The organism is Vibrio sp. 1727, from assembly GCF_033344415.1.
GTDB lineage: Bacteria > Pseudomonadota > Gammaproteobacteria > Enterobacterales > Vibrionaceae > Vibrio > Vibrio alginolyticus.
In genome coordinates this window covers 1-24,901 of record NZ_JAWPOT010000037.1, presented here as the reverse complement: position 1 = coordinate 24,901, position 24,901 = coordinate 1, and the positions used below count along the sequence as shown (strand labels likewise).

Sequence of the window (24,901 nt, the reverse complement as noted above, 5' to 3'; positions counted from 1 at the left end):
CGCGGTTTTAGCTGTGCAGTCGACAATCACATGGATACGCTCAGATAACTATAACTTTGAAAATACGGTTGTAAAAGTGTTTATCCACCTGTTCGCATCAATAATACACGTAAGTTCAAAAAAAGAAGCGTTAGTGAACAATAAACCACCAATCTAAAATAAGCACTTTATTGATACATAACAGTAATCTCATCGCCACGATTGCTTAATATAAGCAACCTAATGACAAAGTAACGGATAATGAACGTGTTAAACAAGATTCGCAGTCAACTAGTAAAGAACGCAGCTAACATTTTGCGTTCTCCAGTCCAGTTATTACCACAGCCAATTCAGCAAAAAGCGTTGCTGGAAGGGCTAAAAATGGTGTTTAAAGAAGCCTTGGAAGATGGTGACTTTGAGTTCCTTGAAGACAAGTGGTTAAAAGTTGCGATTAAAGACTTGAACTTAGCATGGTACATCAGCTATCAAGACGAAAAATTGGTGGTAGCTGAAAAACCAGTTCAGGAAGATGTGAGTTTTAGTGGTAATCTAAACGACCTAGTACTGATTGCTGGTCGTAAAGAAGACCCTGACACACTGTTCTTCCAACGTCGCCTTTCAATTGAAGGTGATACTGAGCTTGGCTTAGAAGTGAAAAACTTAATGGACAGTGTCGACTTAGAGCAGTTACCGAAAGCAATGCAAGTCGCTTTGAATCAATTGGCTGATTTTGTTCAGAAAGGAGTTCAAGCGCCTGCACAACCAACCGGAGTAGCGAATGCTTATTCGAACTGAAGCCCCAGCGGACATTCTTACCATTGACCGCTTATTGAAACACGCCTTCCCGACGGAAGCTGAAGCTGAGCTTGTGATGCGTTTGCGCGAAAACAGCAAATTCACGCTTTCCTTAGTCGCGTGTACAGATGAGGGAGAGGTTATAGGCCATGCTTTATTTAGCCCTGTGACCTTAAATGGTGAAGATTTGTCATGGCAAGGGCTAGCGCCATTAGCTGTTCATGAAGATTACCGTCGCCAAGGCATCGCTGCAGAGTTGATCAAAGAAGGTTTTGATTCACTGCGTGATTTTGGCTACCCAGTGTGTGTGGTGTTGGGCGATCCTGATTATTACGCGCGCCAGGGTTTTCAATCATGCGACGAGATGGGCTTTGAATGTGCTTGGGATGTCCCTAAAGGTGCATTTCGAGTCGCAGAGTTGGTCGAAGGTCAATGTGCTGGACGCTCCGGACGCATAGACTATGCGCCAGAGTTCTCTGAACTGTAAATGAAAGAAGCCCACGACTAAGTGGGCTTCTTTCTTATTCACTGAAAACTGAGATAGGGAGGTTAGGATGACTGGTTACTTTTCTTTTTGCCCCAGATCTCTATTTTCGCTTTTTTACTTACCCCTAGCAGGCTGAGTTTTGTGCTCCCCCAGCTACTGTAAGTCATTTCAATCTGTTTTAGCTTGGCTTCTTTTGTACCTGGAAGGCTCCAGGCACGAGTCGACAATCCGCTTGTTAGTACGCCCATAGAGGAAAGCTTTTTCTCACTACCATCTGTCATGACGACTTTTAAACCATTAATGTCTACCGTTCCTTGCACACATTTTAGTTTTATTTTACTGAAGCTTCGGTTTCGGAATAGGCTATTTGGTGTCACGGTATCTGTTTCTGTATGAAAGTTAACGGTTTTCGTTGCAATCAGCTCCCACTCATCGCTGTTATTAGCAAAAACACTCATGCTGGTGGCGGCTACCAGTGTGCAAAGTAGTAGCGTATTTAAGAATTTCATAATGTACCTCATATGTCATACCCAATGTGTGGCCGTTGGCAAAACGCTATGTTCAGGAATATCCAAATCATCTCATTGTGTTCAGGTGTTCCTTGAAGTCCTTTAGGTATAATCGCGATAATTTGATAGGATTGCCCTCGTTCAAATAGGTGACGGAAAATGTCAATTAACGAGAAACAGTATTTACGTGAAATGGGGATCAGCACATGGGAGCTGGTACACCCTGAAAGACTGGAAGGCTATCAATCGCCATTATTGGATTTGCAAAGTTCATGTAAACTCCTATTGGTATCGCCAATATGTCCAGAAAACGAGACGGCATTGATGTTTGAGCGCGTATTAAAAAGCATTAAGCTCACGCTTGATGATGCGCTACACCTAGAGCCTGAGCGCTTATCCATGCTGGGTGAACATCAGCTAGAGTGGGTGTGGTTTGCAGGCTGTGAGGCTGATCAAAGCATCAAGGCAAAGCACCTGACCTCGCCACTATTACAAGATATTGATGGTAATAACGAACAGCGCCGCGCATTGTGGCAACAAATCTGTTCGTACTCTTCTTAACGGAGCTAATGCGTGACAATTGAAATTACGCCGATGCGTGCAGAGCACCTCGACCAAGTTTGGCAAATCGAGCAGCAAGCACATTCTCACCCTTGGGCCGAATCTTTGGTTCGTGACTTATCCAGTCGCGGTGCTTGCCATCATGTGATGCTGGAAGGCTCTCAAGTGGTTGGTTACTTCTATGGACAGAATATTGTTGGAGAAGTGACACTATTAAATATTGCAGTAGCGCCTTCTCAACAGGGCAGAGGGCTAGGGCAAAAATTGCTGGACGCGTTTATTGAATACTGTGAACAAGCCAAAGCAGAGAGTGCTTGGTTAGAAGTGCGTGAAAGTAATCACCCAGCTATCCATATTTATGAGCAAGCAGGTTTTAATGAAGTGGACCGTCGTTACAACTATTACCCAGCTAAATCGGGAAATGGTAAGGAAGACGCCATTATCATGAGTTACTTATTTTTGAGTTAGTTTTAGGCCGTTACTAATTACCTCATCAACACTTATGCTTTAAATGCGTATCCGGATTCGAGGCTTTTGAATATGTAATAATAATTTTTTGAATTTTTACATCTCTTTGTGTGGAGCTGGCTTTCCCTTGTTAGTTGCAGGTAAAGGCTGGTGAGCCGAGTAAATTCAGTTCATGTCTTTCCAGTTTGCTAGCACAGCGATAATAAGCGAGAATACCGCACAATATCGAATAGTAGATATGCTTGCCTATTTTGTGAGCATGAAAGTAATTTAGAAGATTAACTAATGTCAAATCCCCTTTTTTTAGGCGAAGTGTCTAAGCGCAGAACGTTCGCTATTATTTCTCACCCGGATGCGGGTAAAACCACCATTACTGAAAAAGTACTGTTATTCGGAAACGCGATCCAAAAAGCAGGTACGGTTAAAGGTCGTGGTAACGCACAGCACGCAAAATCAGACTGGATGGAAATGGAAAAGGAACGTGGTATCTCGGTTACTACTTCTGTAATGCAGTTCCCTTACAACGATTGTCTGGTAAACCTACTTGATACGCCTGGACACGAAGACTTCTCGGAAGATACTTACCGTACTCTAACGGCAGTTGACTCATGTCTGATGGTTATCGATGCAGCGAAAGGTGTTGAGGACCGTACTCGTAAACTAATGGAAGTTACACGTCTACGTGACACGCCAATCGTAACCTTCATGAACAAACTTGACCGTGACGTTCGTGATCCAATGGAAGTATTGGATGAAGTAGAAAACGAATTGGGCATGATGTGTGCGCCAATCACATGGCCAATCGGCTGTGGTAAAGAGTTTAAAGGTGTTTACCACATTCACCGTGATGAAACGATTTTATACGAATCAGGTCACGGTCATGAGATTCAAGAAGTTCGAATCATCAAAGGTCTCGATAACCCAGAGCTTGATGAAAAAGTTGGTGCAGGCCTTGCGGAAAGTGTTCGAGAAGAGCTTGAGCTTGTCATGGGTGCTTGCCCTGAGTTTGATTTGGAAATGTTCTTAACAGGTGACCTGACGCCAGTTTACTTCGGTACTGCATTAGGTAACTTTGGTGTGGATCATATGCTAGACGGTCTAACTGAATGGGCTCCAGCGCCGAAAACTCGTCAAGCGGTTGAACGTGAAGTTGAAGCGACTGAAGAGAAGTTCTCTGGTTTCGTATTTAAGATCCAAGCGAATATGGACCCAAAACACCGCGACCGTATCGCATTCATGCGTATTGTATCGGGCACTTACACGCAAGGTATGAAGATGAACCACGTTCGTCTTGGCAAGCAAGTGAGTATCTCTGATGCAGTAACCTTTATGGCTGGTGACCGTGCACGTGCAGAACACGCTTACGCCGGTGACATCATTGGTCTACACAACCACGGCACTATTCAGATTGGTGATACCTTTACGCAAGGTGAATCACTGAAGTTCTCTGGTATTCCGAACTTCGCTCCGGAACTATTCCGTCGTATTCGCCTGAAAGATCCATTAAAGCAGAAGCAGCTTCTCAAAGGTTTGGTTCAGCTATCAGAAGAAGGTGCGGTACAGGTATTCCGTCCTCTACAGAACAACGATCTGATCGTTGGTGCCGTTGGTGTACTTCAGTTCGATGTTGTTGTGGCTCGTTTGAAATCTGAGTATAACGTTGAAGCGATTTATGAAGGCATTAACGTTGCAACTGCTCGTTGGGTTGAGTGTGGTGATGCGAAGAAACTGGATGAGTTCCAACGCAAGAATCAAGCGAACTTAGCATTGGATGGTGGTGATAACCTAACGTATATCGCTCCAACAATGGTTAACTTAAACTTGGCGAAAGAGCGTTTCCCTGACGTTGATTTCCGTGCGACGCGTGAGCACTAATTTGCGCGGTTAGGGTAAGCCTTAACGCAAACTAGATTTTAAAACGCCCTTGGCTATAAACTTAGCCAAGGGCGTTTTTATATAAGGATAAGATATGAATTGGTTTAAACGTGGGCTAAAGCGTTACGACAACTGGTGTAAAGAGATGGGGTTAACTCCCGATCAGAAACGCAGTTGTGTCCCATATCGAAAAGACCCAGCCCATCAAACTGAAGAGAAGAGTGAAGCCCAACCATCCTCTGATTTTCTGCCCGCAGATACAGATAAAAAGAGTCAAGATGAAGCTCTTTGATACGCACTGCCACTTTGATTTTGATGTGTTTCAAGATGACTTTGCACATCAACTTGAGCTTGCTCAAACGCAAGGCGTCGCAAGAATTTTGATTCCTTCCGTCGGTCCGCAAAACTGGGCTCGTATTCAAACTTTGGCAGAGCAACATGCCAATTTGTATTATGCGCTCGGCTTTCATCCGTATTTTCTTGAAGATAACGTTGAGCAGCACCTTACAGAGCTAGAAGGCTATCTAAATCAAAAAGGGCAGCAGTGCGTGGCAATAGGAGAGTGTGGTTTAGATTTTGCCATTGATGTTGATCCACAGTTGCAAGAAAAGATACTTGAAGTTCAATTTGAGCTGGCTAGACGCTTCGAACTCCCAGTTATTTTACATAGCCGAAAAGCGCACAATCGCCTCATTCAAATGGTGAAAGCGGCGAATCTCCCTAGAGGTGGTGTGCTACACGCTTTTTCTGGGAGTTATCAGCAAGCCATGGAGTGGGTCAAATTAGGTTTTTTTATCGGTGTAGGAGGAACGATTACCTACCCAAGAGCCAAGAAAACACGCGACGCAATTCAAAAATTACCACTCGAAAACCTAGTAATCGAAACAGACGCACCAGATATGCCTATACTTGGATATCAAGGGGAGTCAAATCACCCAGCCAAACTCATTCACGTCTTTAATGAGCTCGTAGAGTTGCATAACGGCCGAAAGCAATCGATTGCCTCTCAACTGTGGAAAAATAGCAATTTTGCTTTCTCGATATGTGAATAAAATCTAAAGATGTGGTTTGAAATCGAAAACGTTTTCCTGCTTATTGTGAATTAACTCACAAAGCTGATTGAATCAATCATGAATCTTATAGGAAAGTGTGAGGCTGGCATTACTTTAATTGATTCTGCATGAGTATAATTGCCCCCGCTTTATAGCTCCATTTTGTAACACGCCAATAAATAACTTATAAGGAAGTCATAAACTATGAGCCTGTTTATGAGCCTAATCGGTATGGTAGTGCTTCTTGCGATTGCAGTGGCATTTTCTAACAACCGAAAAGCTATCAACTTTAGAACTGTGGGTGGCGCATTCGCTATCCAATTCGCATTAGGTGCATTTGTTCTGTATGTACCTTGGGGCCGTGATCTACTAAACGGTTTCTCTTCAGGTGTTTCTAACGTTATCAACTACGGTAACGATGGTTCATCATTCCTGTTCGGTGGTCTTGTTTCTGACAAGATGTTCGAAGTATTCGGCGGCGGCGGTTTCATCTTCGCATTCCGTGTTCTTCCTACACTGATCTTCTTCTCTGCACTGATTTCAGTTCTTTACTACATTGGCGTTATGCAATGGGTTATCAAGATTCTTGGTGGCGCACTACAAAAAGCGCTAGGCACTTCGCGTGCGGAATCAATGTCAGCAGCAGCTAACATTTTCGTAGGTCAAACTGAGGCACCTCTAGTTGTTCGTCCATTCGTTCCAAAAATGACTCAATCAGAGCTATTCGCGGTAATGTGTGGTGGTCTAGCTTCTGTTGCTGGTGGTGTACTAGCTGGTTACGCATCTATGGGTGTTCCACTAGAGTACCTAGTTGCGGCATCATTCATGGCAGCACCAGGTGGTCTACTGTTCGCTAAAATCCTTCACCCTGAGACTGACCAGCCTCACGAAAGTATCGAAGAAGCGATGGACGGCGGTGACGACAAACCAGTTAACGTAATCGACGCAGCTGCGGGCGGTGCGGCTTCTGGTCTACAACTTGCGCTTAACGTAGGTGCAATGCTAATCGCATTCGTTGGTCTAATCGCGCTAATCAACGGTATGCTAGGTGGCATCGGTGGTTGGTTCGGCATGCCAGAACTAACACTAGAGCTAATTCTAGGTTACGCGTTCTCTCCACTAGCATTCCTAATCGGTGTTCCATGGGCAGAAGCTGTAACAGCTGGTTCATTCATCGGTCAGAAAATCGTAGTGAACGAATTCGTTGCTTACTTGAACTTCACACCATACCTAGGTGAAAACGCTCAAGTAATCGCGGCAACTGGTGAAGTAATGTCTGAGAAGACAACAGCTATCATCTCATTCGCACTATGTGGTTTCGCGAACCTTTCTTCTATCGCGATTCTACTTGGTGGTCTAGGTAGCCTTGCACCAAACCGTCGTAGTGACATCGCTCGCATGGGTGTTAAAGCAGTTCTTGCAGGTACGTTGTCTAACCTTATGGCAGCGACAATTGCAGGCTTCTGCTTAAGCCTTGCAGCACTATAATTAGAATCGGTTCTTAATATATAGACGCCGTTTTACATCATGCCCTGTAGCAAGAGATTGCTGCGGGGCATTTTTCGTTTTTCGGGCTCCAAAATTTCATCGGGTGTTTGCCTTAGTCGAGGTATTACGCAGTCAATGGAATAGGGGCTAGGAAATTTTGAGATACAAACCGTTTGCGCTCTATTTGGTGCTACAGTTTTGCGGTGAAACTCTATAATGTATTAATCACAGGATAGTGGTTAAGCTTGATTCTTAATCACGTAATGAATATTACATAATCGATGGGCAAATGAATTGCCCTGCAATATTAGATCTAATAGGCGTTTTGCTTTGTGATGTGATATTAAAGACACCGCAATCATAGATTGTTGTGCCATAGGCCAAACTGGTACTGTGCGGTGACAAGGATAGCAATTGGCATATGATAAATTTTCGCTGTATATGCCGAGTCTTCAGGGAACCAAGTCCGTTCATTAATAGACTGTTTAGCCATTTACTCACATTGTCTCGACTTGTTGATTATAGTTAAAGACGTGATGTAAGGCTGAGTAGTGAATTTTTTGAATATTGATCGGAGATAGAAATGAGCGATTTAAAAGCAGCAGCGCTACGTGCACTTAAACTTATGGACCTAACTACGTTGAATGACGATGACACTGATGCAAAAGTGATCTCACTATGTCATGACGCGAAAACAGCAGTAGGCAACACAGCTGCAATTTGTATTTACCCTCGCTTTATTCCTATTGCTAAGAAGACACTTCGTGAGCAAGGTACGCCAGAGGTTCGTATTGCAACAGTAACGAACTTCCCACATGGTAACGACGACATTGAAATCGCAGTTGCTGAAACAAAAGCGGCGGTTGCTTACGGTGCAGACGAAGTTGACGTAGTTTTTCCTTACCGCGCGCTAATGGCGGGTGATGAGAAAGTAGGCTTCGAACTAGTTAAGCAATGTAAAGAAGCTTGTGGTGACATTCTTCTTAAAGTGATCATCGAAACAGGTGAACTAGAAGAAGAAGCACTAATCAAGAAAGCATCTCAAATCTGTATTGAAGCAGGTGCTGACTTCATTAAAACTTCAACTGGTAAAGTGCCAGTAAACGCAACACCAGAATACGCTCGCATGATGCTTGAAGTTATTCGCGACATGGGTGTTGCAGAAACTGTTGGTTTCAAACCAGCAGGTGGTGTGCGCACTGCTGAAGACGCAGCTGCATACCTAGCAATGGCTGACGAAATCCTAGGTGACAACTGGGTTGATGCTCGTCACTACCGTTTTGGTGCGTCTAGCCTGCTAACCAACCTACTAAATACATTAGAAGTATCGGACGACGTCGCTGATCCAACAGCGTACTAATTCCAATAATACCTCTGAACGGTAGCACCTAAACGGGTGCTACCAAACCTCTTCTATCCTACTACAACCATGGCTCAAAAGAGCTTGGGAGGCACTAATGTATTTACCACAAGAAATCATTCGTAAAAAACGTGACGGCGAAGTCCTAACCGCCGATGAAATCAACTTCTTTATTCAAGGCGTAGCGAACAACACGGTATCTGAAGGTCAGATTGCGGCGTTTGCTATGACGATTTTCTTTAATGAAATGACCATGGATGAGCGCATCGCCTTAACGTGTGCAATGCGTGATTCGGGCATGGTTATCGACTGGAGCCACATGAATTTCGGTGGTCCAATTGTCGACAAACACTCAACCGGTGGTGTGGGTGACGTAACTTCTTTAATGCTTGGCCCAATGGTGGCAGCGTGTGGCGGTTTCGTACCTATGATCTCTGGCCGCGGTCTTGGTCATACAGGCGGTACGCTGGATAAACTTGAATCTATCCCTGGTTACAACATTACGCCGAGCAACGATGTTTTTGGTCAAGTAACCAAAGACGCTGGTGTGGCGATCATCGGTCAAACTGGTGACCTTGCTCCTGCGGATAAGCGTGTTTACGCGACTCGTGATATTACCGCAACGGTAGACAATATCTCCCTGATTACGGCGTCGATCCTTTCTAAGAAACTGGCGGCGGGTCTGGAATCGCTAGTGATGGACGTAAAAGTGGGTTCAGGTGCATTTATGCCAACTTACGAAGCGTCTGAAGAGCTAGCAAAATCAATCGTTGCGGTAGCAAACGGTGCTGGCACTAAGACTACGGCAATTCTTACGGACATGAATCAAGTATTGGCGTCTTCAGCGGGTAACGCGGTAGAAGTTCGTGAAGCGGTTCGTTTCTTAACAGGTGAATACCGTAACCCTCGTCTACTTGAAGTGACCATGGCTTCATGTGCTGAAATGTTAGTACTTGGCAAGCTTGCTGAGAACACAGAAGACGCACGCGCAAAACTGATGGAAGTGCTGGATAACGGCAAAGCAGCTGAGTGCTTCGGCAAGATGGTTGCTGGCTTAGGCGGCCCTGCGGACTTCGTAGAAAACTACGACAACTACTTAGAAAAAGCAGAAATCATCAAGCCAGTTTACGCAACAGAAACGGGCATTGTCTCTGCAATGGATACACGTGCTATCGGCATGGCTGTGGTTGCTATGGGTGGTGGTCGTCGAGTCGCTACTGATGAAATCGACTACGCAGTTGGTTTCGACGAGTTCATCCGCCTAGGTGAGGTCGCAGACAGTGATAAACCTCTTGCGGTCATCCACGCTCGCACTGAAGAGCAATGGGAAGAAGCGGCAAAAGCACTGCGCAGTGCAATCAAAGTAGGTGGTGAATACACACCAACTCCAGAGGTTTACCGCCAAATTCGTGCAGAAGATATCTAATAGAACAAGTAATTACACAAGGCCTACTCAACCATAATAAAAAGCCGAGTGGGCCTAAGGAACGAGCAATGAAAAGAGCATTTATTTTAGTACTAGACTCATTCGGTATCGGTGCAACTGCCGACGCTAAAGAATTTGGTGATGTAGGTTCAGACACACTAGGTCACATCGCTGACCAATGTGAAAAAGGCTTAGCAGATAACGACAATCGCCAAGGTGCACTTCGCCTTCCAAATCTATCGAAACTTGGTTTGGCAATGGCGCATAAAGAATCGACAGGTCGCTTCGCACCTGGACTAGACACAGACGCTGAAATCATTGGTGCATACGGTCATGCAGCAGAGCTTTCTTCAGGTAAAGACACGCCGTCTGGTCACTGGGAAATCGCAGGTGTTCCTGTTCTGTTTGACTGGGGTTACTTCACTGACAAAGCAAACAGCTTCCCGAAAGAATTGACTGACCGCATTCTTGAGCGTGCAGGTCTTGACGGTTTCCTAGGTAACTGTCACGCGTCTGGTACTCAAGTTCTTGACGATCTTGGTGAAGAGCACATGAAGACTGGCAAACCAATCTTCTACACGTCTGCTGACTCTGTATTCCAAATCGCATGTCACGAAGAGACTTTCGGTCTAGACCGTCTACTAGAGCTTTGCCAAATCGCACGTGAAGAGCTAGAAGATTACAACATTGGTCGTGTTATCGCGCGCCCATTCGTTGGTGCTGGTAAAGGTCAATTTGAGCGTACAGGTAACCGTCGTGATCTTTCTGTAGAGCCACCATCAGCAACGGTTCTTCAGAAGCTCGTTGATGAGAAGCAAGGCAACGTGGTTTCTATTGGTAAGATTGCTGATATCTACGCAAACTGCGGCATCACTAAGAAAGTGAAAGCGACAGGTATCCCTGCATTGTTCGAAGCAACGCTAGAGCAAATCAAAGAAGCGGGCGACAACACGATCGTATTCACTAACTTTGTAGACTTCGACTCAGCTTACGGTCACCGTCGTGACGTAGCGGGTTACGCAGCGGCACTTGAGTACTTCGATGATCGTATCAACGAAGTGCTAGAGATTATGGAAGAAGACGATGTGCTTATCCTAACGGCAGACCACGGCTGTGACCCAACATGGCCAGGTACTGACCATACTCGTGAGCACATCCCAGTATTGGTTTATGGTCAAAAAGTACCAGCTGGTTCTCTTGGCCGCCGCGAAACATTCGCAGATATCGGTCAAACATTGGCAAGTTACTTCGGTACTTCTCCAATGGATTACGGTAAGAACTTCCTATAATTAGTTAGGTTTTTGAAAACTAGGAGCTTGATTGCTCCTAGTTTTATGTTTGCAGTATGTAAATGCTGCTTGTCGGAAATGAGAATACTCTGGCTTATATCGCCTTAAGCGCGGAGCGCTAGAGAAAGGTTAAGGAAAAGAAAATGGCAACTCCACATATCAATGCTGAAATGGGTGCATTTGCAGACGTCGTACTGATGCCTGGCGATCCACTACGTGCAAAATACATCGCAGAGACTTTCCTTGAAGATGTCGTTCAAGTGTGTGACGTTCGTAATATGTTTGGTTACACAGGCACATACAAAGGCCGTAAGATCTCGGTAATGGGCCACGGTATGGGTATCCCATCATGCTCGATTTACGCGACTGAACTAATCAAAGACTTCGGCGTGAAGAAAATCATCCGTGTTGGCAGCTGTGGCGCAGTGAATGAAGACATCAAAGTGCGTGATGTTGTGATCGGCATGGGTGCATGTACTGACTCTAAAGTGAACCGTATCCGCTTTAAAGGTCATGACTTCGCGGCAATCGCAGACTACAACATGGTTCGTGCGGCAGAAGACGCTGCAAAAGCTCGCGGTATTGACGTTAAAGTTGGTAACCTATTCTCAGCAGAGCTTTTCTACACGCCAGATCCAGAAATGTTCGATGTAATGGACAAGTACGGCATTGTTGGTGTTGAAATGGAAGCGGCTGGTATTTACGGTGTTGCGGCAGAATACGGTGCAAAAGCTCTGACAATCTGTACGGTTTCTGATCATATCAAGACTGGCGAACAGACTACATCTGACGAGCGTCAAACGACATTCAACGACATGATGCTAATCGCACTAGATTCAGTATTGCTTGGTGACGAAGAGTAAGCGACGAAGAGTCATTCTATTTTTCGCTCTCAAGAGCTAAAAAAACAGCCCGCACATTGCGGGCTGTTTTTATATGAGTTGTTAGCGCTACCTAGTTACTTGGTTAGCAGCAGGTTTGGCGCTTTTTTACGACGTATCGGTTGTCGACGTAAAATCAAGATGAACAACATACCACAGACAAAGCTCATTAAGACCATCATGTACATATAACGATCGCTCTTGCGATAGTGGTGGTCAGAAATAGCCGTCACCCGGCCCGTCTCAAAGGTCACGCGAACAAAACCGATAAGCGCACCATCTGCAAAAACTGGTTCAACCAACTGCTGGCGACCAATGGAAGCTGTTGCCAAAGGCGTATCCAGGCCAAGAACTTCGCGTACCGATAATGCCTCTTCACTAGACGCTAAACGTACACCCTGTGCATCGTAGATTGTTGCATCAAACACTAAACGGTCTTGTGCTAGTTGGTTTGTTAGCTGAAGTAATCGTTCTTGATCTTTAGTTAAAATCATCTCACTGGCAGAAAGAGACGCTTGTGAAATCAAAACTTTGGTGAGTGTTTCAAGCTGTTGTGCTTGAATTTTCTCATTACCCTTACTGATCACAACACTGTTTTTTATTGTGATAAACAACATCACACACAGTAGGATTAGTGCCAGAATTCTTAGGGCATTCCTTACTGAGAACAAAGATTCACTCATGCTCTTTACTCATCCATTTAAAATAAAACAAAGACTTGCCTTTTTAGTTTGTTGAGGTAACGTTTTAGCAAAGTCATAAGGGATTATATACATGGACGCGTCAAAAAGCTTGCCTATCAGAAAACATACGACACTTTTAAAACGATTACCCGAGACTCGATTTGCCTCCCAATTAGATAAAGCAAAAGCAAACTGGATCGTATTTGCTGAGTACCTTTCGCCAAGTCACTTCGAAGACATTGATTTCTTCACCGGCTTTTACAACCCGATACTAGAAACGTGGAAAGTTGGCCAATATGAAGTAGCCCTGATGGCCGGAGAGTTGACTCCTCAACATGAAACGATCTTACAAAGTCTCAACCTAGATTACGCCTCGCTTAATGAAGTGCCCGATCTATCAACCCAAGGGTTGATTGTATTTGATATGGATTCAACGGCGATCCAGATAGAGTGTATTGATGAAATCGCGAAACTGGCAGGAGTAGGGGATGAAGTCGCTGAAGTCACTGAACGTGCCATGCAAGGTGAGCTGGATTTTGAGCAAAGTTTACGTCAGCGAGTTGGTAAGCTCAAAGGTGCCGATGAATCAATTCTTGAACAAGTTCGTTCCCAGTTACCATTCATGCCGGACTTTGAAGCGCTAATTGCGACGTTGAAAGCCTTGGGCTGGAAAACAGCGATTGCTTCCGGTGGTTTTACTTACTTCTCTGATTACATCAAAGATAAAGTCGACTTAGATTTTGCTCGCTCCAATCAATTAGAAATTATTGACGGCAAACTCACGGGTAACGTACTTGGTGATGTGGTAACGGCGCAGATGAAGTCTGACATTCTAGTGGAACTGGCGGATGAATATGAAATTGAGCAGCACAACACGGTTGCTGTCGGTGATGGCGCTAATGATCTTGTGATGATGTCGGTGGCAGGATTAGGGATTGCGTATCACGCAAAACCAAAAGTGGAAGCTCAAGCGCAATCAGCGATTCGCTTTGCAGGGTTGGGCGGTGTGCTCTGTATTTTATCTGGCGCATTGGTGAAGCAGCAAAAGGTCAGCTGGAAAGCTAAACCTTAACCATCCATTCAAAAACACCGCCAGAAAGGCGGTGTTTTTTTTCAATTTGGTATGACTTTGAATTTACTCGGTTAACTCCAATCTAATTACTACCTCTTCAGTAATGTCTTCAAATTCACTGTAACCAACGAGCGCCGTCAACTCTTTTTCTAACTTGCTTGCTTGATGTACACCAAATTGGGTTAAGTCACTTAAATCTTGTTGCAGTAATGATGTCATCGGATCGAAAATTGGCGCAGTAGAAAGGCGAATCACGTAAAAGTCACCCATCATTCGCGCTTTCTTTATAAATTGAATCCGCTCTTTTACGCTGTTGAACTCTTGATGAAGCTTTGACTCAATGCCTGTAATTTTATTGCCTACTTTTGCGGCGCTTATGTAGATATCCTGATGTCTGGCTTGAGCACCTTCTACACGTTTTATTGGCTCTGCGATTAATGTGCTTGTCCGGCCTTTAAAGATAGGTTCAAGTGACAACAGTTGGTCATGCCCAAGACGGGCAAAAAGCTCAATGTGTTTAGGTAGCGGCAAGTTCACCCCGATAACGGGGGTTTTGATTGAAGATGACGTACTCTTACTGATAAAAATGGGCGTGCTCAGCGTACGCGAGAGCAACATGCAGTGCAGCCTTTCAAGTAGAGCATTACTTGGTAGCGTCTCTTTTTGCGGGATTAGCTTGTCTTGATTGTGCTCGATAATGCTGTTGAAAAAAGCGATTACCTTCATGGTTTGGCTGCTTTCATCAATAACTAGCTGCACGCTACAACCGTCTGGGCTTACACGAATTACTCGGTATGGCACCGACATTAACGGCAATTTTTTATCGTAGAGTTGTAATTCTCGAAAGTTGATTCTTACCTCTTGCCCAGAACGTAACATCGTAGGCTCACTTAGCCTAATTCCGAGTCCTCGTTTGGAAAGGTCAACAGTACAGCCGCCTGTTTTAGTTTGTCCTGAGTACAACTCTAAAGGTGTTTTAAAACGATAACGAGGCTCTTTTCGACGAGACTTTGCATCAAAATAAATGCCCTTTGGATTGCCGATAACTCTTCTCGGGTGACGAAACGCGTTTAACGTATTAGCGGGTAAGCGCGGCTTTTCAGTTAGCAGGTAATCCTGCCCTGATTTTTCGTCAGCAATTTCTTGCAAAATACCAATATGAGTCAGTGATTGAGACGTTTCTGCTAACTCTGGAGAGAAAGCTGCTAGGTCTTCCTGTTCTTGCTCAGATAGTTCAAAGATTGAAATTCTAAAGGCGCGCCAACTCTCTCGTTTGCCACCTAAATGCCAAAATAGCTGGCGCTGTTCGCGAGTTGCTTCAGGGCGAAACATCGAATAGAAATAGGTTCGATTCTCGTGCTCGTGAGTAAATGAATAAAGGACATTGGTTGTTCCTTTCACACCAGGCTTAATGAGTGACGCGATGCGTTGCTCGTTGAATAAGGAACCAAACATTTGCTGGTTTCTCTCATCGTGCCAGTATTGCCAAAGCTTTTGATTGTTTGGCGTTAACATTGCTAATTTTAGGTCACTACCATCAAAGAATAGAGGCAAGCTGCTGGTGTGCTTTAGTGCGATGTGCTCATAACCGCGAGTTCGAGCTCGAATAATCTTGTCTTGATTGTCGTGACGAGCCCTTTTAGCAGCACTGTTGAGCGCTTCATCTATCACTCTGGTGACGACATTGGTGTCAGTTAAGCGTATGGTTCTGAGGTATCGAACTGAGTCATTTTCGTAACAGTCATCAACCGCGAGTATGCGGTATGCAAGCGGTTTCTCTATACCTGCAACGTTAGATTTGCTGGCAAATTCAGTAAACGTGACCTGAATAATTTCCCCAAGGTTATATTTAAATGCGCTAGGGACTTTGAACTTTGCGCCAGAGCCAGATAAATCAATGCTTAATCCATGAAGAAGCTGCCCTTTAGAACGGCAAATTTCAACTTGAGATTGGACTTTCAAGCGTTTTTCTTGGCGCTTTAAATCGTAGCCTAGGTGAACGGGTTCTGCTAAGAACGGGCTTTTAGGATCCGTTAACGATTGCGTTTTTTGCTGAGTAAGGCGCTTGCTCATTACGCGAAAGTTATTTCGCGTGTTGACCAATGCTTCCCACATTCCTTCCGTGTAGCAGCCAAACTTTTTGATGTTTTTATGGTAAGCGTTGAAAGCAACATCATCCAACCAATGTGGAATACCATCCAAAATATACTCGCGACATTCGCCTTGAACGCGACCTCGCAAATCAATGCTTTTTTTGCATGGAGCCATTAAGCGGTTAAGTTCCATTTTAACCAAAATTTTGGCCGAAGGCGGCTCTTCCTCGGTCAGTTGGCCAAGGACAAAGTCAAAGTCATTCGTACCGTAAACGGGAATGAGTCGTTCTGCGAGCGAGAGAATTTCAGATTGCTGCATTATTTCTGTTAGAGTATGTCGTTACTTTAAATTGTATCGGCTAAGCGAAGTAATACTTAAGTATATCAATAGTTCATTTCAGTTCAGGTCTGACTTGGCTGTGCTTAGTCACATTTGTAGAAAAAATTGAGGCATCATGGCGAAAGCAAAACGAGCGTATGTTTGTAATGATTGTGGCGCGGACTTTCCCCGTTGGCAGGGGCAGTGTAACGCATGTGGTGCATGGAATACGATAACAGAAGTACGTATCGCTGCATCGCCAACCGTTGCTCGCAATGAACGCTTAAGCGGCTACGCTGGTTCCGCAACAGAAGCTACGGTTCAAACGCTATCCGAAATTGATCTGCAAGAAGTACCTCGCTTCACCAGTGGGTTTAAAGAGCTTGACCGCGTCTTGGGTGGTGGTGTTGTGCCAGGTGCCGCAATTTTGATTGGTGGTAACCCTGGTGCAGGTAAATCAACCCTTCTGTTGCAAACCATGTGTAGTTTATCTGCGCAAATGCCAACGCTTTACGTAACCGGTGAAGAGTCATTACAGCAGGTGGCAATGCGTGCTTCCCGATTGGGCTTGCCGAAAGATCATTTAAAAATGCTATCGGAAACGAACGTCGACAAAATTTGCCAAATCGCCGAAAAAGAGCAGCCTCGTATAATGGTAATAGACTCGATTCAGGTGATGCACGTTTCTGATGTTCAATCGTCGCCTGGCAGTGTTGCTCAGGTACGTGAATCTGCGACGGCTCTGACACGATACGCAAAACAGAATAATGTTGCGGTATTTATTGTTGGTCACGTAACAAAAGATGGTACCCTTGCGGGCCCCAAAGTTCTTGAACACATTATCGACTGTTCGGTACTACTCGATGGTGGAACGGATAGCCGATTCCGCACTTTGCGTAGTCATAAAAACCGTTTTGGTGCTGTGAATGAGCTTGGTGTATTTGCAATGACAGGCCAAGGATTGAAGGAAGTGAGTAACCCATCAGCGATCTTCCTTTCTCGTGGTGAAGAAGAAACATCAGGCTCTTCAGTCATGGTGGTTTGGGAAGGCACGCGCCCTCTACTAGTAGAGATTCAAGCGCTGGTGGATTACTCGCAGTTAGCCAACCCTCGTCGTGTTGCGGTCGGCTTGGAGCAGAACCGCCTATCACTTTTGCTCGCTGTGTTGCATAAGCATGGTGGCTTACAAATGGCAGACCAAGATGTCTTTGTTAATGTGGTTGGCGGTGTTAAGGTGACGGAGACAAGCGCTGATCTTGCTTTAGTTATGGCGCTTTTATCGAGTTTTCGTGACCGTCCACTCCCTAAAGATGTGGTGATTTTTGGTGAGGTAGGGCTTGCGGGCGAAATCCGTCCAGTGCCAAGTGGGCAAGAGCGTTTGAATGAAGCGTTCAAACATGGTTTCAAGAAAGCCATCGTGCCAGCAGCCAACATGCCGAAAGGTGGCATCCCTGGCATGCAAATTCACGGCGTTAAGAAATTGTCGGAAGCGATAGAGGCTTTTGACGAGCTGTAATGCTCATAAGAATGGTATTTGTGCAATCACAAACTGTTCTATCCGTCCTCAATAAAATGCGAATAAAGTACATAAATTGCTGTGTTTGACTATGCTTTGGGGACGGAAATTTCACGTTAAAATTTTTTTTCTTCCATCCGCACGCAAGGGTATCAGTATTGACAGAATGTGATATACTCTGCGCGCACTTTATACCTTATTAACAGAGTAAGACAATGACTGATTTATCAAAATACAGAAACATTGGTATTTTTGCTCACGTAGACGCGGGTAAAACTACCTCTACAGAGCGTATCCTAAAGCTAACTGGTAAGATCCATAAGATCGGTGACACTCACGACGGTTCAACTACTACTGACTTCATGGAGCAGGAAGCTGAGCGTGGTATCACAATCCAGTCTGCAGCAACAACTTGTTTCTGGAACGATCACCGTCTAAACATCATCGATACTCCTGGACACGTTGACTTCACTATCGAAGTTTACCGTTCTCTAAAAGTACTTGACGGTGGTATCGGTGTATTCTGTGGTTCTGGTGGTGTTGAGCCTCAGTCAGAAACTAACTGGCGTTACGCTGACGAATCACACGTATCACGTCTGATCTTCGTTAACAAACTAGACCGTATGGGCGCAGATTTCTACAAAGTTGTAGATCAAGTACAGAACGTACTAGGTGCTACACCTCTAGTTATGACTCTACCTATCGGTATCGAAGAAGATTTCGTAGGTGTTGTAGACGTACTAAGCCAACAAGCTTACGTATGGGATGAGTCTGGCCAACCAGAGAACTACGAAGTTCAAGATATTCCAGCAGACATGGTAGAGAAAGCTGCTGAATACCGTGAAATGCTAATCGAAACTGCTCTAGAGCAAGACGAAGATCTAATGATGGCTTACCTAGAAGAAGGCGAAGAGCCATCTCTAGAAGACATCAAACGTTGTATCCGTAAAGGTACTCGTGATCTAGCATTCTTCCCAACTTACTGTGGTTCAGCGTACAAGAACAAAGGTATCCAACTTATTCTTGACGCGGTAATTGATTACCTACCATCTCCAACAGAAGTTGATCCACAGCCTCTAACTGATTCAGAGACTGGTGAGCCAACTGGTGAAGTTGCGACTGTATCTGCAGACGAGCCACTACGTGCTCTTGCATTTAAGATCATGGATGACCGCTTCGGTGCTCTAACCTTTATCCGCATCTACTCTGGTAAGATGAAGAAAGGTGACACAATCCTTAACTCTGCAACTGGTAAAACAGAGCGTATCGGCCGTATGGTTGAGATGCACGCGGACGAGCGTAACGAAATCGATTCAGCACAAGCTGGTGACATCATCGCTGTAGTTGGTATGAAGAACGTTCAAACTGGTCACACTCTATGTGATCCTAAGCACGAATGTACTCTTGAGCCAATGATCTTCCCAGATCCAGTAATCTCTATCGCAGTTAAGCCTAAAGATAAAGGCGGTTCTGAGAAGATGGGTATCGCGATCGGTAAAATGGTTGCAGAAGATCCATCATTCCAAGTTGAGACTGATGAAGATTCAGGCGAAACTATCCTGAAAGGTATGGGTGAACTTCACCTAGACATCAAGGTAGATATCCTTAAGCGTACTTACGGCGTTGAGCTAGAAGTTGGTGCTCCACAGGTTGCTTACCGTGAAACTATCACTCAAGCAATCGAAGATAGCTACACGCACAAGAAACAGTCTGGTGGTTCTGGTCAGTTCGGTAAGATCGACTACCGCATCAAACCAGGTGAGCCAAACTCTGGCTTCACGTTCAAATCAACAGTTGTTGGTGGTAACGTACCTAAAGAATTCTGGCCTGCAGTTGAGAAAGGCTTTGCGTCAATGATGGAGCACGGTGTTCTAGCTGGCTTCCCTACTCTAGACGTTGAAGTTGAACTATTCGACGGTGGTTTCCACGCAGTTGACTCTTCAGCTATCGCTTACGAAATCGCAGCGAAAGGTGCATTCCGTCAGTCTATGCCTAAAGCTGGCGCGCAACTTCTTGAGCCAATCATGAAAGTTGACGTGTTCACTCCAGAAGATCACGTTGGTGACGTAATCGGTGACCTTAACCGTCGTCGTGGTATGATCAAAGACCAACAAGCAGCTTCTACTGGCGTACGTATCAAGGGTGATGTACCTCTATCAGAAATGTTTGGTTACATCGGTACTCTACGTACTATGACTTCTGGTCGTGGTCAGTTCTCTATGGAGTTCTCACACTACGCACCATGTCCAACAAACGTTGCAGAGCAAGTAATTGCTGACGTTAAAGAGCGTAATGCTAAGAAGTAATTCTTAAGTTAACTCTATAACTTGAAAGCCCCGCTTAGTGCGGGGCTTTTTGTATTTAGCAGTCTTATACGCAGAGCGTGTTTGTTTTATTCCTATTTAGCGTTTGTTTTGATGATTGTTATGATGCCGTTCTAGTGCTGTTGCCTTTTAGGTCAATGGTCTTAAAGTCTGGTACCACTGACTTTTCAAATATTTCTATTTCTTCCTTCAACCATTGCGCAAACAATTGAGCTTTAGGTCTTTTTAAGTAGCCTTTTGGCGCACACAAGTAATACGCAAAGTTGGGCTTGATAGCGATATCTCCAATTCGGACCAATTTGCCAGAACGAAAATATTGATGAGCTAAACTGTGTTTTACTAATGCCACGCCTTGAAGTGATAGTGCAGCCTCAAGCACGAGATGTGATCCACTGTATTTTAAGGTAGGCTTTGCTGCGCAGTGACCCAAGGTTGCTAACCACATATTCCAATCAAGATCAGGCCAAACATCTTCAATCAGCTCAGCTTTGCTTAAATCCTCGATGTTATAGATCCCGTGCTCTTTCTGGTACACCGGATGACAAGCTGGATAAAAAGCTTCGTCCATTAGCCATTGTGATTCTAAATTGGGGTACTTTCCTAAACCGTAACGAACACATAAATCTATCTGGCTATCTTGAAAAGACACCAAATCATTGGTTGGTTCTAATAGCAAGGCGATATCAGGGTGACGCTGACGAAAAGCCGTAATTTTCGGGACTAACCAATGATGAGCGAAAGAGGGGAGTGTTGATATCGAAAGGTGGTTCGGGTTTGGATCTTGATTGACTAATCTTACCCCTTGCTGCAAATGAGCAAACCCTCTTTCTGCCTGACTAAACAGTAGCTCTCCCTCAGGTGTGAGCACGATTTTTCTGTGCTGACGAACAAATAGGTCCGTGCCTAAGAACTCTTCTAAATGACGAATTTGCTGACTAATGGCCGCTGGCGTAACAAACAGTTCTTTTGCTGCCGTTTTAAAGCTTCCTTCCTTTGCTGCAACGAAAAAGTAATACAAGCCCTGTAAGGGAGGCATTCGATCTTTCACATTAGTTTTCCTTAACTCTATGGCAGATTCTATCGTTTGAGGATATCAGCGTAGTCGCTGATTATTAAGTGGTCAACATTGTATAGGGATCTTTGAAATGGAAAACATGACACACACTTGTGAGCGTACTATACCTACTGCCCATCAGAGCGGGTTACAGTTAATTTATTCTAAACTGGCGGCTTGGAGAAGGAACTATAAGACACGTCGTCACTTGAGAGAGTTACCAAAGCACCTTTGGGACGATATTGGGTTAGGTGAAAGGGAGATTAGTTGTGAAGTGAGTAAGCCATTCTGGAGAGAGTAGTTTATGAGTTTGATTCAAGCTCAAAGTTAAGTTGCACTCCCCAATGGTGTTGAGGAGTGCAAGCAAAATTACAAGTCTTCTTCCCACACGACCAATTCATCTTTTGGCCAATTGTGGCCTATCTCATGATACTTTTGTTCGAGCACATGACGTTTAATTTTAAGCGTTGGCGTCAGTACGCCATTTTCTATACTCCAAGGTTCTTTAATCATTAACACACCTTTGATTTGCTCATGAGAGGCGAGTTCTTGATTCATCCTGGCAATAACTTTACGTGTGGTACGTGCGTATCGCTCTCGATCAAAGTTAGGGAAGTCATGTGGCACAACCAAAAGAATCGGAGCGGGTAGCCCTAAACCGATGAGACACATCATCTCTACGCGACTGTACTCGAAAAGCTTTTTCTCGATAGGAACCGGAGAGACAAATTTACCTTTGGCGGTTTTGAAGTTATCTTTTTTACGGCCTTGAATCGTTAGATAACCATCTGAGTCGATAGCGCCGATATCGCCTGTGTGTAGCCAGCCCTCTGAATCAAAAGACTCTTGGGTGGCAATGTCATTTTTGTAGTAGCCAGAAAATAGCCCTTTGCCACGCACCATGATTTCATCATCAGCTGCGATTTTTAACTCAATGCCTGGTCCTGCATTACCGACACTACCGATTTTGTCAGCTCTAAATGGGTAGTTGAGCGTGCTGTAGGCAAATGATTCCGTCATCCCCCAAGCCTCTGTGATATCAAGGCCCACTGAGTGGTACCATTCCAACAGCGCTGGCGAGACAGGTGCAGAGCCACAGCCTAATACTCGAGCCTGATCTAAACCTAGACCATCTGCTAGCTTTTTCTTGATCAAAGAATTGACGAATGGGATTTTCAACAGAATATTGAGCTTCTTCTGTGGAAGTTTGTCTTGAATACGTTGCTGGAATAGCGTCCATAATCGTGGGACGGAGATAAACAGAGTTGGTCGGTGCATCTTCACATCTTCGATAAAAGTGTCCAGTGACTCTGGAAATGCTGTTGGCACGCCACCCATAATCGATGAACCGAAGATATAAACACGCTCTGTAATATGAGCGAGCGGTAAATAAGAGAACAATCGGTCGTTTTCTTGGATACCAATATGATTGATCAGTTGCTGAACAGACCAACTGAATGCGCCGTAAGTTAGCATCGCGCCTTTCGGTAACCCTGATGTGCCTGAGGTATACACCAACGACATTAGCTTGTCATCGTAATGCTGCGGACGCTCTTCACTTGGCACTGCATCAGCAATGAGCGCTTGGTATTCGTGCTTACACTTTGGTGCCGTGTCATAAGGTAGAGCGATGCTAATGAGTTCAGGCATAGCATCAATGACTTGCTGAGTTGCTTTGGGATCATCGAGTTTTCCGCCAATGATCGCTTTACTTTCACTATGAGTCACACAGTATTCGATGGTGTCTGCACCGGCGGTAGGAAAGATTGGCACACTGACATAGTCACCAAGCATCATAGCAAGATCGCAAATAAACCATTCTGCACAGTTTTTAGATACTAATGCGACTTTGTCGCCAGGCTTTACACCAAGCGAGCGTAGTGCGCTGACAAGTTTTAAGGCTTGATCTGCAACATCAGAGAATGTGTACTCAACAAATTGTCGGTTAATAATTTGTTTTAGGTAGACCTCATTTGGACGCTCTTGAGCCCATTTGAGGATCATTTCATTTGGTGGTGGGAGAGCGCAACCAGCAGCGCTATTTAGATTCGGCTGATTCATTTTAAGTGACTCCATGTCTTCTCATTGTATTTATAATTGTTAACGCATTGTTAACTTTAGCATGTTAAATCGCGACACGGGAATGCATTTTGATGAAATATGTGGGGAAGATAGCGTTAGTTATGGTTGAAGTCGGAGCGACTCGATCTAAAAAAGCAATGTGATTGATGCTACGCAAAAGAGAACAGGCTTTTCAGCTGTTATGTCATATCGACTTCATACTAAGAGCACAGGTAAGCAATTTATTTTATTAATAATATTGCGAAAACATAGAATCTATCCTAATTATTTATTAACTAGTGGCTTAGTGTTGAAGATAAGTATAAATGTCTCCTAATTTCTTCAAAGCGCCAAACTTAAAGGTATGTCGTGGTTTTGAAGTAGCTATACTAATCTTACTTTGGAAAGTTAGGAGCTTCACCTCAAGCTATTGCCTGAGATTACTTGGGTACGATCATCAGCAAAAGGAAAGATGTGATGTTACGGAAGACTTTACTGGGTACCTATCTTTGTAGTTTATTCATTGCGGGGAATGCATATGGTGCTGAAGGAGATGATATTCCTCAGCGCGCCCAAACGGTTGGTGATGTTATTGAGCGCCCAGGCGTTCTCACACCTAAAGGTAAATGGTCATTTGATTCGTCTTTAAGCTATACACAAAACTCTTCAAACAAAGTATCTGTTGTTGGGTATACAGTCTTACCAACTCTGATTGTTGGGCGAATTGAAGTGAGTGATTCGGATAGGACTACAGTAACCGTTGGATTAACTGCTCGGTACGGTTTAACAAACGCCACAGAGTTAGAAGTTAGAGTGCCGTATGTGTATCGTAATGACCAAGTTTCTACGCGCCCCATTCAAGATGGTTCAAACAGTGAAGTAGTAAACACAACGGTGGATGGCGGAGGGCTTGGTGATGTAGAGTTCGCATTGAGGCACCAGTTTAACTTTGAGTCTGCGCCATACTGGGTAGGTGGCCTTAGAGTAAAGTCGGATACAGGACGATCGCCTTATGATGTTTCTATTGAAGATGGAAGCAACTCATTTAGTGATGTCCCTACAGGTTCGGGTTTTTGGAGTTTTGAGCCTAATTTATCTCTTATTCACCCTGTTGATCCTGCGGTCTTGTTCGCTAGTCTAAGTTATATTTATAACTTAGAGGATACTGTTACAGTTGGCGACACAAAAGCTGATGTTGAACTTGGAGACACTATTTCTCTTTCAGGAGGAATGGGGTTTGCGGTGAATCCTGATCTTTCATTCTCTTTAGGACTTAGCCATAAAACTATTTTAAAAAGCAAAGTAAATGGCAGATCGGCAGATGATGCTAAGTTGCTTCAATTAGATGCATTAACTTTTGGTATAAACTATGCCTTTAGTGAACGCTCATCTATCAATGTTAGTGCTCAAGCTGGTCTTACAGAAGATACTCCCGACTTTCAATTAACAGTACGAGTACCTTTTAATTTGTAAAATGGATATTAGGCCCTTGAGTCTTGGGCCTAATTTATCGTTAGCGCCTAGTGTTCGCATGGCTTTGTTGCTTAATTCGGTGAGAAGACATGGTAGCCCCATGTTGATCAGTTCTTAAACAACATACCGAGTTTCA

23 protein-coding genes are annotated in these 24,901 nt (G+C 44.4%); 17 read left to right on the top strand and 6 right to left on the bottom strand.

Features of this window, described 5'->3' with window-relative positions:
* Nucleotides 1–246 precede the first annotated feature (246 nt).
* Together ubiT and R8O10_RS22615 are read left to right on the top strand one after the other, a co-directional pair.
* A complete protein-coding gene (ubiT, locus tag R8O10_RS22620; protein ID WP_005394645.1) occupies nt 247–774 on the top strand; it encodes a ubiquinone anaerobic biosynthesis accessory factor UbiT in 528 nt (175 codons plus the stop codon).
* Nucleotides 758–1,261 (top strand): GNAT family N-acetyltransferase, encoded by a 504-nt coding sequence (locus tag R8O10_RS22615; RefSeq protein ID WP_005380119.1) that lies wholly within the window; start codon nt 758–760, stop codon nt 1,259–1,261. Before ubiT ends, R8O10_RS22615 begins: the two co-directional genes overlap by 17 nt.
* Nucleotides 1,262–1,323: 62 nt before the next feature.
* On the opposite strand, the gene R8O10_RS22610 is transcribed toward R8O10_RS22615, so the two are convergent.
* A complete protein-coding gene (locus tag R8O10_RS22610) occupies nt 1,324–1,770 on the bottom strand; it encodes a hypothetical protein (protein WP_213885650.1) in 447 nt (148 codons plus the stop codon).
* Nucleotides 1,771–1,929: 159 nt separating this feature from the next.
* Between R8O10_RS22610 and R8O10_RS22605 the strand changes: the two genes are divergently transcribed.
* The 6 genes from R8O10_RS22605 (at nt 1,930) to R8O10_RS22580 (ending at nt 7,214) form a co-directional block, all read left to right on the top strand.
* A complete protein-coding gene (locus R8O10_RS22605; RefSeq protein WP_005380121.1) occupies nt 1,930–2,331 on the top strand; it encodes a DNA polymerase III subunit psi in 402 nt (133 codons plus the stop codon).
* A gap of 12 nt (nt 2,332–2,343) precedes the next feature.
* Nucleotides 2,344–2,799, top strand: a complete 456-nt coding sequence (rimI, locus tag R8O10_RS22600; RefSeq protein ID WP_005380122.1) for a ribosomal protein S18-alanine N-acetyltransferase — start codon at nt 2,344–2,346, stop codon at nt 2,797–2,799.
* Between the two features lie 285 nt (nt 2,800–3,084).
* Nucleotides 3,085–4,674, top strand: coding sequence for a peptide chain release factor 3 (prfC, locus tag R8O10_RS22595; RefSeq protein WP_005380123.1), 1,590 nt, complete (start codon nt 3,085–3,087; stop codon nt 4,672–4,674).
* 94 nt (nt 4,675–4,768) lie between these two features.
* Nucleotides 4,769–4,966 carry a DUF5363 family protein gene (locus R8O10_RS22590; RefSeq protein ID WP_318191748.1) on the top strand — a complete coding sequence of 66 codons (198 nt, stop codon included), beginning with the start codon at nt 4,769–4,771 and terminating at the stop codon, nt 4,964–4,966.
* On the top strand, nt 4,953–5,726 hold the full coding sequence (locus tag R8O10_RS22585; protein WP_005380129.1) for a TatD family hydrolase: 774 nt from the start codon (nt 4,953–4,955) through the stop codon (nt 5,724–5,726). Before R8O10_RS22590 ends, R8O10_RS22585 begins: the two co-directional genes overlap by 14 nt.
* Before the next feature lie 204 nt (nt 5,727–5,930).
* Nucleotides 5,931–7,214 (top strand): NupC/NupG family nucleoside CNT transporter, encoded by a 1,284-nt coding sequence (locus tag R8O10_RS22580; protein WP_005380131.1) that lies wholly within the window; start codon nt 5,931–5,933, stop codon nt 7,212–7,214.
* Between the two features lie 358 nt (nt 7,215–7,572).
* Here the strand turns inward: R8O10_RS22580 and R8O10_RS22575 are convergent, their stop codons facing one another.
* Nucleotides 7,573–7,707, bottom strand: a complete 135-nt coding sequence (locus tag R8O10_RS22575) for a hypothetical protein (RefSeq protein WP_005391675.1) — start codon at nt 7,705–7,707, stop codon at nt 7,573–7,575.
* A 90-nt stretch (nt 7,708–7,797) separates the two neighbouring features.
* On the opposite strand from R8O10_RS22575, the gene deoC reads away from it, so the two are divergent.
* The 4 genes from deoC (at nt 7,798) to deoD (ending at nt 12,152) form a co-directional block, all read left to right on the top strand.
* Nucleotides 7,798–8,574: a deoxyribose-phosphate aldolase gene (deoC, locus tag R8O10_RS22570; RefSeq protein WP_318191747.1), complete on the top strand. Its 777-nt coding sequence runs from the start codon at nt 7,798–7,800 to the stop codon at nt 8,572–8,574.
* Between the two features lie 97 nt (nt 8,575–8,671).
* Complete coding sequence (gene deoA, locus R8O10_RS22565) at nt 8,672–10,000, top strand: thymidine phosphorylase (RefSeq protein WP_005380134.1); 1,329 nt, start codon at nt 8,672–8,674, stop codon at nt 9,998–10,000.
* Nucleotides 10,001–10,068: 68 nt separating this feature from the next.
* Nucleotides 10,069–11,289 (top strand): phosphopentomutase, encoded by a 1,221-nt coding sequence (locus R8O10_RS22560; protein WP_205461138.1) that lies wholly within the window; start codon nt 10,069–10,071, stop codon nt 11,287–11,289.
* A gap of 143 nt (nt 11,290–11,432) precedes the next feature.
* Entirely contained in the window at nt 11,433–12,152 is a 720-nt protein-coding gene (gene deoD, locus R8O10_RS22555; RefSeq protein ID WP_005380140.1) for a purine-nucleoside phosphorylase, read from the top strand.
* Between the two features lie 95 nt (nt 12,153–12,247).
* Here the strand turns inward: deoD and R8O10_RS22550 are convergent, their stop codons facing one another.
* On the bottom strand, nt 12,248–12,853 hold the full coding sequence (locus R8O10_RS22550; RefSeq protein WP_005391677.1) for a YtjB family periplasmic protein: 606 nt from the start codon (nt 12,851–12,853) through the stop codon (nt 12,248–12,250).
* 91 nt (nt 12,854–12,944) lie between these two features.
* Here R8O10_RS22550 and serB point away from each other — a divergent pair, with 91 nt between their 5' ends.
* Entirely contained in the window at nt 12,945–13,925 is a 981-nt protein-coding gene (gene serB, locus R8O10_RS22545) for a phosphoserine phosphatase (protein ID WP_005386439.1), read from the top strand.
* A gap of 63 nt (nt 13,926–13,988) precedes the next feature.
* Here the strand turns inward: serB and R8O10_RS22540 are convergent, their stop codons facing one another.
* Complete coding sequence (locus tag R8O10_RS22540) at nt 13,989–16,337, bottom strand: PilZ domain-containing protein (protein ID WP_104979661.1); 2,349 nt, start codon at nt 16,335–16,337, stop codon at nt 13,989–13,991.
* Between the two features lie 136 nt (nt 16,338–16,473).
* On the opposite strand from R8O10_RS22540, the gene radA reads away from it, so the two are divergent.
* A complete protein-coding gene (radA, locus tag R8O10_RS22535) occupies nt 16,474–17,853 on the top strand; it encodes a DNA repair protein RadA (protein ID WP_005386443.1) in 1,380 nt (459 codons plus the stop codon).
* Nucleotides 17,854–18,068: 215 nt separating this feature from the next.
* On the top strand, nt 18,069–20,159 hold the full coding sequence (gene fusA, locus R8O10_RS22530) for an elongation factor G (protein WP_005386444.1): 2,091 nt from the start codon (nt 18,069–18,071) through the stop codon (nt 20,157–20,159).
* Between the two features lie 118 nt (nt 20,160–20,277).
* Here the strand turns inward: fusA and R8O10_RS22525 are convergent, their stop codons facing one another.
* A complete protein-coding gene (locus tag R8O10_RS22525) occupies nt 20,278–21,225 on the bottom strand; it encodes a LysR substrate-binding domain-containing protein (RefSeq protein WP_017820432.1) in 948 nt (315 codons plus the stop codon).
* Between the two features lie 97 nt (nt 21,226–21,322).
* Between R8O10_RS22525 and R8O10_RS22520 the strand changes: the two genes are divergently transcribed.
* A complete protein-coding gene (locus tag R8O10_RS22520; protein ID WP_005380156.1) occupies nt 21,323–21,532 on the top strand; it encodes a DUF1127 domain-containing protein in 210 nt (69 codons plus the stop codon).
* 68 nt (nt 21,533–21,600) lie between these two features.
* On the opposite strand, the gene R8O10_RS22515 is transcribed toward R8O10_RS22520, so the two are convergent.
* Nucleotides 21,601–23,292 (bottom strand): AMP-binding protein, encoded by a 1,692-nt coding sequence (locus R8O10_RS22515; RefSeq protein ID WP_031779037.1) that lies wholly within the window; start codon nt 23,290–23,292, stop codon nt 21,601–21,603.
* 477 nt (nt 23,293–23,769) lie between these two features.
* Here R8O10_RS22515 and R8O10_RS22510 point away from each other — a divergent pair, with 477 nt between their 5' ends.
* The gene (locus tag R8O10_RS22510; RefSeq protein ID WP_005380160.1) at nt 23,770–24,765 is read left to right on the top strand and encodes a transporter; all 996 of its coding nucleotides are present in this window, start codon (nt 23,770–23,772) and stop codon (nt 24,763–24,765) included.
* Nucleotides 24,766–24,901 lie beyond the last annotated feature (136 nt).

Bases quoted from the DNA above. Each gene is read 5' to 3' on its own strand.
- R8O10_RS22615 (WP_005380119.1), top strand. From the start codon at position 758: ATGCTTATTCGAACTGAAGCCCCAGCGGACATTCTTACCATTGACCGC.
- R8O10_RS22610 (WP_213885650.1), bottom strand. From the start codon at position 1,770: ATGAAATTCTTAAATACGCTACTACTTTGCACACTGGTAGCCGCCACC.
- R8O10_RS22605 (WP_005380121.1), top strand. From the start codon at position 1,930: ATGTCAATTAACGAGAAACAGTATTTACGTGAAATGGGGATCAGCACA.
- prfC (WP_005380123.1), top strand. From the start codon at position 3,085: ATGTCAAATCCCCTTTTTTTAGGCGAAGTGTCTAAGCGCAGAACGTTC.
- R8O10_RS22590 (WP_318191748.1), top strand. From the start codon at position 4,769: ATGAATTGGTTTAAACGTGGGCTAAAGCGTTACGACAACTGGTGTAAA.
- R8O10_RS22585 (WP_005380129.1), top strand. From the start codon at position 4,953: ATGAAGCTCTTTGATACGCACTGCCACTTTGATTTTGATGTGTTTCAA.
- R8O10_RS22580 (WP_005380131.1), top strand. From the start codon at position 5,931: ATGAGCCTGTTTATGAGCCTAATCGGTATGGTAGTGCTTCTTGCGATT.
- R8O10_RS22575 (WP_005391675.1), bottom strand. From the start codon at position 7,707: ATGGCTAAACAGTCTATTAATGAACGGACTTGGTTCCCTGAAGACTCG.
- deoC (WP_318191747.1), top strand. From the start codon at position 7,798: ATGAGCGATTTAAAAGCAGCAGCGCTACGTGCACTTAAACTTATGGAC.
- deoA (WP_005380134.1), top strand. From the start codon at position 8,672: ATGTATTTACCACAAGAAATCATTCGTAAAAAACGTGACGGCGAAGTC.
- R8O10_RS22560 (WP_205461138.1), top strand. From the start codon at position 10,069: ATGAAAAGAGCATTTATTTTAGTACTAGACTCATTCGGTATCGGTGCA.
- deoD (WP_005380140.1), top strand. From the start codon at position 11,433: ATGGCAACTCCACATATCAATGCTGAAATGGGTGCATTTGCAGACGTC.
- R8O10_RS22550 (WP_005391677.1), bottom strand. From the start codon at position 12,853: ATGAGTGAATCTTTGTTCTCAGTAAGGAATGCCCTAAGAATTCTGGCA.
- serB (WP_005386439.1), top strand. From the start codon at position 12,945: ATGGACGCGTCAAAAAGCTTGCCTATCAGAAAACATACGACACTTTTA.
- R8O10_RS22540 (WP_104979661.1), bottom strand. From the start codon at position 16,337: ATGCAGCAATCTGAAATTCTCTCGCTCGCAGAACGACTCATTCCCGTT.
- radA (WP_005386443.1), top strand. From the start codon at position 16,474: ATGGCGAAAGCAAAACGAGCGTATGTTTGTAATGATTGTGGCGCGGAC.
- fusA (WP_005386444.1), top strand. From the start codon at position 18,069: ATGACTGATTTATCAAAATACAGAAACATTGGTATTTTTGCTCACGTA.
- R8O10_RS22520 (WP_005380156.1), top strand. From the start codon at position 21,323: ATGGAAAACATGACACACACTTGTGAGCGTACTATACCTACTGCCCAT.
- R8O10_RS22515 (WP_031779037.1), bottom strand. From the start codon at position 23,292: ATGAATCAGCCGAATCTAAATAGCGCTGCTGGTTGCGCTCTCCCACCA.
- R8O10_RS22510 (WP_005380160.1), top strand. From the start codon at position 23,770: ATGTTACGGAAGACTTTACTGGGTACCTATCTTTGTAGTTTATTCATT.